Below are 420 nucleotides of genomic sequence, written 5' to 3' on the forward strand. Positions count from 1 at the left end.
GAGCTCGAACCGCGTGCGCGCGAGCAGCTCGCCGATGCCGGCGCCCTCCGCGGCCTGGCCGGCCATCGCCATCGAGCGCGCTGGGCCGTTGCCGGAATCGAACCACAGCTACCGCTGTTCGCCAGTCTGCCCGCACCGGAGGAAACCTCCATCAACCTGCCATTGCCTTCGGTGGGTGAAGACCTTTTCAACGACTACGCGACCCTTGGCACGACGCTGGGGCCGCATCCTTTGCTCCTGCTACGAGATGAGCTCAAGGCCCGGCGCTGCCGCAGTTCTCGGGAACTGGGCACGATCGAGCATGGCCGCCCGGTCAGCGTTGCCGGCCTGGTGATCGGCCGACAACGCCCACAGACCGCCAGCGGTGTCATCTTCGTCACCCTGGAGGACGAGTTCGGCATGGTCAACGTGGTGGTCTGG

Annotated in this window: 1 pseudogene; it reads left to right on the top strand. The window is 66.9% G+C overall.

The window, feature by feature from the left end:
- Positions 1–420, top strand: a pseudogene (locus ACEWB7_RS18070) (hypothetical protein); the annotation flags it as partial.

Origin of the sequence: Acinetobacter sp. NIOH-H-8, from assembly GCF_046635365.1 — a bacterium.
Taxonomy (GTDB): domain Bacteria; phylum Pseudomonadota; class Gammaproteobacteria; order Pseudomonadales; family Moraxellaceae; genus Acinetobacter.